The organism is Phenylobacterium sp. (genome assembly GCF_028290885.1).
GTDB lineage: Bacteria > Pseudomonadota > Alphaproteobacteria > Caulobacterales > Caulobacteraceae > Phenylobacterium.
Window position 1 is genome coordinate 1 of the sequence record NZ_JAQGIZ010000134.1, and the last position, 7,228, is coordinate 7,228.

Genomic DNA, 7,228 nt, shown 5'->3' on the forward strand with positions numbered 1-7,228 from the left:
TCCTCGTCGGCGAAGACGATGGCGCCCTTCTCGACATTGCGTTCGAGGGTGGCGGCCTGCAGCACGCGGCCGCTCTTGGGGCTGATCGGCAGGAAGGGCGAATAGGTGGCGCGGCGCTCTTCGCCCAGCGTCGGCAGCATGATCGCCTGGATGGCGTCGAAACGTTCGAGGATGCGCAACAGCACCGCGTCCAGCCGGCCGGACTTGTAGGTCTCGGTGGACGACATGAAGGTGTAGTCGAAGCCGAAGCCGTCGAGAAAGGCGCGCAGGCGGGCGTTGTTGTGCGCCCCGAAGCTCTCGTGCTCGCCGAAGGGGTCGCGGACCGAGGTGACCGGCTTGTCGCGGTCCTCTTCCAACATCGCCTTGTTGGGCACGTTGTCCGGAATCTTGCGGAAGCCGTCCATGTCGTCGGAGAAGACGATCAGCTGGGTCGGGATGGCGTCCTCGGTGAGCGCCCGAAACGCGGTCCGCACCATGGTGGGTCTCGCCACCTCGCCGAAGGTGCCCATGTGCGGCAGGCCCGACGCGCCATAGCCGCACTGGAAGATCACCGGCCGGGCCAGCGCCGGCAGGGTCTGGACGGCCTCGGCGAACTTGCCCTGGACGAACAGCGTCGCCGTGAGGTCGCGCTCGGCGTCGGAGAGCCGCAGCCTGAGGATCCGCTCGAGCAGCAGGCGCGCCTGTTCGAAGGGCCAGCTCTTCGCTTCGCGGGCCTGATGGGAGAGACCATGCAACTCAGCTTGGGGCGACATGGGGCTGGCGGTAACGCCCCGGGGACGGCCTGTCGAGAGCTGCGTCCCGAACGGACCGCAAGCTCACAACCAACCACGGGTTTCAGGGCGTCCAGCATCCTTCTCCCCTTGTGGGAGAAGGTGGCCTGCAAAGCAGGTCGGATGTGGGGTCGAAAGCCCTCTCCGATCTGAGCGGGGGATCGCGCCGAGAGCGGAGCGCAACCCCACATCCGTCACCCTTCGGGCGACACCTTCTCCCACAAGGGGAGAAGGACACCTCTTGCTCGCCTGTCGCAAAAGCTGGGCTATGCTTGGGGTATGATCACGCGACGCCTCATTCCCCTGCTCGCCGTCCTCGCGCTCACCGCCTGCGGCAAGCCCGCGCCGAAGGCCGAGGCGCCCCGTACGCTCACCTTCTCCATCGTCTCCACCGAGGCCAGCCAGACCCAGATGCAGGAATGGGCCCCGTTCCTGAAGGACATGGAGAAGGCGATCGGCATGCCGGTGAAGCCGTTCTTCGGCTCCAACTACTCGGCCCTCATCGAGGCGCTGCGGTTCAAGCAGGCCGACCTCGGCTGGTTCACCAACCAGTCGGGGCTGGAGGCGGTGCGCCGCGCCGGCGGCGAGGTCTTCGCCCGCACGACCCATCCCAACGGCCAGGACGGCTATCAGGGCGTGATCGTGGTCAGGAAGGGCTCGGGGATCACCCTCGACAAGCTGCTGGCCTGCGGCAAGCGGCTCGACTTCGGCATGGGCGATGCCAAGTCCACCTCCGGCACGCTGGCGCCCAACGCCTTCCTGTTTGGGCCGCGGGGGATCGATCCGCAGGCCTGCTTCAAGACCGTCCGCTCGGCGAGCGCCGAGGCGAACCTCTATGCGGTGGGCTCCGGGGTCCTGCCGGCTGCCACCGACAACACCCGCTCGATGGATCGGCTGGCGGTGATCGGCACGCCGATGGCCCAGAAGACGCTGGACAGCCTGCAGGTGATCTGGACCTCGCCCACCATCCCCGAGGACCCGATGATCTGGCGCGCCGACCTCGACCCGGCGATCAAGGCCAAGGTCTCCCGGTTCATCTTCAGCTATGGCGTCGGCGATACGCCCGAGGCCAGGCGCCAGCGCGCCATACTGGAGCGCATCCAGACCGGCCCCTTCAAGCACGCCGACAACACCCACCTCCTGCCGGTGCGCGAGATGGAGGCCACCGGCCAGCTGGTCGCAGCCAAGGCCAAAGGCGATCAGGCGGCGCTGGCGGCGGCGCAGGCCGCGCTTGCCGAGATCAAGAAGGAAGAAGCGGCGGCTCCAAAATGATCCTTCCCACAAGGGGAGAAGGCCACGAATGCTAGCCCTCGCCGCTCAGCAGGAAATGCCCCCGGAGCGCGGCGAAGGGCTGGCTGCGGTTTTCCTGCCAGGCCTCCACGTGCACGTTGGCGATGCGGCGGCCGACCTTGCGCAGGTCGGCGCGGGCGTAGGAGGTGAGCGCCCGGCCGGGCTTTAGGTATTCGATGGTGACGTCGATGGTCTTGTGCACCCGGGCCGACGGCTGGGCGACCGAGAGCTGGGCCAGCGCGGTCATCTCCAGGAAGGCGCCGATCACTCCGCCGTGCAGAGCCGGCAGGAAGGTGTTGCCCACCAGGTGCGGGGCGAAGGGCAGGATGGCGGTCATCTCGTCGCCGGCCAGTTCGGCGCGCATGCCGAGGAAGCGCACGTAGGGCACGCGCTGCAGGAAAGTCTCCAGCTGGTCGGCGGGCAGGCTCATGGGCGCGGCCGGTTCAGCACGAAGGCCGCCTGGGCGGTGGCCACCAGGTCGCTGCGGTCGACGTCCCAGGCCTCGGCGCGGACGAAGGCGATGGTGCGGGTGAGCTTGTAACAATGCGCCTCGGCGACCACGCCGGCGCGCGGCGCGGCGGGGCGCATGTAGTCGATGCGCAGGTCGAGCGTGGCGGTGGAGAAGGGCTCGGTCCCGGCGGCCGACGCGATGGCCAGGCCGCAGGTGTGGTCGAGCAGGCTGGTGACGACGCCGCCGGCGATCACCTGGGTGTCGGGATCGCCGACCAGGTCTTCGCGCCAGGGGGCTTCGATCGATCCGCGGCCCGGCTCGACGGACACCAGCCTAAAGCCGAGGGCGGCGGCCTGGGGCACGGTGGTGGCCATGTGCTCGGCCATCTGTCGGACGATCTCGGGGACGTCGCTCATCCCCAGCGGGGTAGGGCGGAACCCGCCCCGTGGTCAATGCGGAGCCTTGGCCGTCATACTACATTAGGCCCAGATGATCCGACCGCAGGACCTGCTCTGCCCGAAGCCCGAGGGGCTCTATTGCGCGCCCGGGGACTTCTACATCGACCCGGTGCGGCCGGTGGCGCGCGCGGTGATCACCCATGGCCATGCCGACCACGCCCGCGCCGGCCATGGCGCGGTGCTGGCGACGGCGGAAACCCTCGACATCATGGCCGAGCGCTATGGCCTGGAGTTCGCCGGCGCCCGCCAGGCTGCGGCCTATGGCGAGGCCGTGCCCCGCGACGACGTCGAGGTGACATTGGTCCCGGCCGGCCACGTGCTGGGCTCGGCCCAGGCGGTGGTGCGCTGGAAGGGGCTGACCATGGTGGTGTCCGGCGACTACAAGCGTAGGCGCGATCCCACCTGCCCGGCGTTCGAGCCGGTCCCCTGCGACGTGTTCATCTCTGAGGCGACCTTCGGCCTGCCGGTGTTCCGCCATCCCAGCGACAGGGAGGAGATCGCCCGGCTGTTGCGGTCGGTGGCGCAGTTCCCGGAACGGTCGCACCTGGTCGGCGCCTATGCGCTCGGCAAGGCGCAGCGGATCATCCGCCTGCTGCGCGAAGCCGGCTGGGACCGGCCGATCTACGTCCACGGCGCGCTGGAGCGGCTGAACGCGCTCTACGAACGGCATGGCGTCGACCTCGGGCCGCTGGAACCTGCCACGACGGGCAAGAAGCAGGACTTCGCCGGCCAGATCATCATCGCCCCGCCCTCGGCCACCCAGGACCGCTGGAGCCGCCGCTTCCCCGACCCGGTCACCGCCTTCGCGTCCGGCTGGATGCAGGTCCGCGCCCGCGCCCGCCAGCGCGGCGTCGAGCTGCCGCTGGTGATCTCCGACCACGCCGACTGGGACGAGCTCACCGGCACCGTCGACGAACTGCGCCCCGGCGAACTCTGGATCACCCACGGCCGCGAGGAGGCCCTGGCGAGGTGGGCCGAACTGCATGGCGTGCCGGCCCGGGCGCTGGCCTTGGTGGGGTACGAGGAAGAGGACGATGATTGATCGTTTCTCGTCTTCCCCCGGTACGGGGGAAATGTCGCCAATGGCGAAGCCGGGCGACAATGGGGGAAGTCTTTTCTGCCGATCCACTTCCCCCATCGACCCGCGAGCTTCGCTCTTGGGGACTGGTTTCCCCCGTACCGGGGGAAGGCCCTGATGCGCGCCTTCGCCGAACTCCTCGACCGGCTGTCGCTGACCGGGTCACGCAACGCCAAGCTGACCCTGGTGCGGGACTACCTGCGCGAGACGCCGGACCCGGACCGGGGCTGGGCGCTGGCGGCGCTGACCGGCGACCTCAGCTTCGACGCGGCCAAGCCGGCCTTCATCCGCAAGGCGGTGGAGGAGCGGATGGATCCGCAGCTCTTCTGGTGGTCCTACGACTATGTGGGCGACCTGGCCGAGACGGTGGCCCTGGTCTGGCCCGCCCGGCCCGGCGCCAACCGCGAGCCGGAGCTGTCGGAAGTGGTCGACGCCCTGCGCGGCGCCACGCGGGCGGAAGTCCAGCGGTTGATCGAGGGCTGGCTCGACGCCCTCCAGCCGACCGGCCGCTGGGCGCTGCTCAAGCTGATGACCGGCGGTCTGCGCGTCGGCCTCTCCGCGCGGCTCGCCAAGCAGGCGGCCGACGATATCGGCCCTGTACCCGTCGCCGAGGTGGAGGAGCTCTGGCACGCCCTGCACCCGCCCTACGAGGACCTGTTCGCCTGGCTGGAGGGCCGCTCCGAACGCCCCTCGTCGGAGAACCCCGGCCGCTTCCGCCCCGCCATGCTGGCCCAGGCCATCGACGAGGCGGTGGACTTCGCCAAGCTCGACCCCGCCGACTATGCCGCCGAGTGGAAATGGGACGGCATCCGCGTGCAGGCGGTGAACGAGGGCGGCGTGCGCCGGCTCTACACCCGCACCGGCGACGACATTTCCCGGACCTTTCCCGACATCGTGGGCGCCCTGGCCGACGAGGCCGTCATCGACGGCGAGCTGCTGGTCATGCGCGAGGGCAAGGTGGCGAGCTTCGCCGACCTGCAGCAACGGCTGAACCGCAAGGCGGTGGACGCCAAGCTGCTGGCGACCTTCCCGGCCGCGATCCGGGCGTACGACATCCTCGCGGAGGGACCGGAGGACACCCGGATCTTGCCCTTCGCCGAGCGCCGCAAGCGCCTCGAGGCCTTCGTGGCCAGGGAGGCCAGCCCGCGCATCGACCTCTCGCCCATCCAGCCCTTCGAGAGCTGGGCGGACCTCACCGCCCTGCGCGCCGATCCGCCCGCCGGCGACCCGCAAATCGCCGAGGGCCTGATGCTGAAGCGCTGGGATTCGATCTACGAGGCCGGCCGCCCGAAGGGGCCGTGGTTCAAGTGGAAGCGCGACCCGTTCCTGATCGACGCGGTGCTGATGTACGCCCAGCGCGGCCACGGCAAACGCTCGAGCTTCTACTCCGACTACACCTTCGGGGTGTGGACTGAGGACGACGGCGGCGCCCGCGTCCTGACCCCGGTCGGCAAGGCCTATTTCGGCTTCACCGACGAGGAGCTGAAGCAGATCGACAAATACGTCCGCGACTACACCATCGAACGCTTCGGCCCGGTCCGCTCGGTCCGCGCCGAGCCGCACGCTGGCCTGGTCTTCGAGGTCGCCTTCGAAGGCCTGCAACGCTCCACCCGCCACAAGTCCGGCGTCGCCATGCGGTTCCCGCGCATCAACCGCATCCGCTGGGACAAGCCGCCGGGGGAGGCGGATGAGCTGGTGACCCTGGAACGGATGCTGGAGCAGATGGAGGGGCGGTAGGCCGCCTCTCCCCCGAGCGCAGCGAGAGAGGGAGAGGGTAGGGAGAGGGCGGCTCGTAAGACGAAACAGCCGCGGATGGTCGCCCGAGGGCCCTCGCCTCGGCATCGGGAAGCTGAAGGTCCGGGCCGCCCTCTCCCTACCCTCTCCCTCTCGGCTACGCCGGGGGAGAGGCGATTGGCAGCAGCGCCTCGTTCTTCAGGAATTCCGCCAGGTTCCCGCCCTCGAACAGCACCCCCCGCACCCCCGCCCGCAGCGCCGCCTCCAGGTCGGATGGCTTGTCGCCGATCAGCAGCGAGGCCGCCTTGTCGATCGGCCATTCGCCGAGCGCCCGCAGGATCATCCCCGGGTTGGGCTTACGGTCCGGAGGGTCGGGGTGGCGGTAGGCGTCGAGCGGGGCGTCCGGGTGCTGGGGGGCGTGGTAGAAGGCGTCGATGTGACCGCCGGCCTTGGCCAGATCTTCCGCCATCCGTGCGTGCAGGACATGCATGTCGGCTTCGCTGTAGAAGCCGCGGCCAACCCCCGACTGGTTGGTCACCACGATCACCAGCCAGCCGGCGCGGTTGAAGGCCGCCACGGCCTCACGGGCGCCGGCGATCCAGTGGAAGTCCTCCCAGCGGGAGACATAGCCGCGGTCCTCGTTCAGCACCCCGTCGCGGTCGAGGAACAGCGCGGGGCGGAGGGGACTGGCTGACGGGGTTTCAGGCACGGGCCGACTATAGCGGCCCGGCGGGCGCGGAGGCGATTTCAAAAAGCCCGAATGGCCGTCTAAGGTCGGCTCGTTCCCAGCCCGAGGTCCCATTGCCCGCATCCCCGCCTGCCGTCCTGACCCTCGACGACCTGCGGGTGGATTTCGACACCCACGACGGAACGGTGCCGGCGGTGCGCGGGGTGTCGCTGTCGATTCCCCGTGGCGAGACGCTGGGAGTGGTGGGCGAGAGCGGCTCGGGCAAGAGCCAGACCTTCATGGCGGTGATGGGCCTCCTGGCGCACAACGGCCGGGCGAGCGGATCGGCGAAGTTCCTGGGCCGGGAACTGCTGGGCTTGAAGCCTCGCGAGCTCAACCGCCTGCGCGGCTCCAAGATGACCATGATCTTCCAGGATCCGCTGACCGCGCTGACGCCGCACGTGCGGATCGGCGAGCAGATCGCCGAGCCCCTGCGGCTGCATCAGGGCCTTTCCGACCGCGACGCGACGGCGCGGGCGAAGCTGTGGCTCGAGAAGGTGCGCATCCCCGACGCCGCCCAGCGGCTGCGCCAGTATCCGCACGAGCTCTCCGGCGGCATGCGCCAGCGGGTGATGATCGCCGCGGCCATGGCCGGCGGCCCCGAGCTGCTGATCGCCGACGAGCCGACCACGGCCCTCGACGTCACCGTCCAGGCCGAGATCCTCGACCTGATGGCCGAGCTCACCCGCGAGACCGGCTCCGCCCTGGCGCTGATCACCC

Annotated in this window: 7 protein-coding genes and 1 pseudogene; 4 read left to right on the plus strand and 4 right to left on the minus strand. The window is 69.8% G+C overall.

What is annotated here, in order from left to right:
• A pseudogene (gene lysK, locus JWP28_RS08985) lies at positions 1-752 on the minus strand (lysine--tRNA ligase); the annotation flags it as partial.
• Positions 753-1,049: 297 nt separating this feature from the next.
• On the opposite strand from lysK, the gene phnD reads away from it, so the two are divergent.
• Complete coding sequence (gene phnD / locus JWP28_RS08990) at positions 1,050-2,042, plus strand: phosphate/phosphite/phosphonate ABC transporter substrate-binding protein (protein WP_299542207.1); 993 nt, start codon at positions 1,050-1,052, stop codon at positions 2,040-2,042.
• Positions 2,043-2,073: 31 nt separating this feature from the next.
• On the opposite strand, the gene JWP28_RS08995 is transcribed toward phnD, so the two are convergent.
• Positions 2,074-2,490, minus strand: coding sequence for a PaaI family thioesterase (locus JWP28_RS08995; RefSeq protein WP_299542209.1), 417 nt, complete (start codon positions 2,488-2,490; stop codon positions 2,074-2,076).
• Positions 2,487-2,927 (minus strand): PaaI family thioesterase, encoded by a 441-nt coding sequence (locus JWP28_RS09000; RefSeq protein WP_299542211.1) that lies wholly within the window; start codon positions 2,925-2,927, stop codon positions 2,487-2,489. Before JWP28_RS09000 ends, JWP28_RS08995 begins: the two co-directional genes overlap by 4 nt.
• Before the next feature lie 73 nt (positions 2,928-3,000).
• On the opposite strand from JWP28_RS09000, the gene JWP28_RS09005 reads away from it, so the two are divergent.
• Entirely contained in the window at positions 3,001-4,011 is a 1,011-nt protein-coding gene (locus tag JWP28_RS09005; protein ID WP_299542213.1) for a ligase-associated DNA damage response exonuclease, read from the plus strand.
• A gap of 153 nt (positions 4,012-4,164) precedes the next feature.
• Entirely contained in the window at positions 4,165-5,784 is a 1,620-nt protein-coding gene (locus tag JWP28_RS09010; RefSeq protein WP_299542215.1) for a cisplatin damage response ATP-dependent DNA ligase, read from the plus strand.
• A 154-nt stretch (positions 5,785-5,938) separates the two neighbouring features.
• On the opposite strand, the gene JWP28_RS09015 is transcribed toward JWP28_RS09010, so the two are convergent.
• Positions 5,939-6,490: an HAD family hydrolase gene (locus JWP28_RS09015; protein WP_299542216.1), complete on the minus strand. Its 552-nt coding sequence runs from the start codon at positions 6,488-6,490 to the stop codon at positions 5,939-5,941.
• Positions 6,491-6,582: 92 nt separating this feature from the next.
• On the opposite strand from JWP28_RS09015, the gene JWP28_RS09020 reads away from it, so the two are divergent.
• Positions 6,583-7,228: ABC transporter ATP-binding protein (locus tag JWP28_RS09020; RefSeq protein WP_299542218.1), on the plus strand; the 646-nt coding region annotated here is incomplete at its 3' end.